Source organism: Psychrobacillus sp. Z3-81 (genome assembly GCF_056620325.1).
Window position 1 is genome coordinate 1 of record NZ_JBWQPU010000077.1, and the last position, 258, is coordinate 258.

The 258-nt window shown below is 41.1% G+C and carries 1 protein-coding gene; it reads right to left on the reverse strand.

Annotated elements, in window-relative coordinates; all coding sequences use genetic code 11:
- A partial coding sequence (locus AC1ECF_RS17695; RefSeq protein ID WP_480390751.1) for a hypothetical protein occupies positions 1 to 258 on the reverse strand: 258 nt, incomplete at both ends.

A 258-nucleotide genomic window follows, 5' to 3' on the forward strand; every position in this document is an offset into this window, starting at 1 on the left:
GTATAACATAGTAGAAGATCCTATACCGGGTACGGAGGATTCGCGGTACAGCTTCACCATAAGCTCCTCAATGTGTGGACCGGTATTTGTAATGGACACATAAGGAATTTGATTTTTAGCCAAATCAGTCCAATGATCTCTAATCTCTTGCTCATGGATGATGAAGGACAGTGTAAGCATCAGCTCCGAATTGAAAAGACAATTATATAGAATCAACGGATGTTCAGAGTTGTTCGAAGTTGCTGGACGAAAAACGTG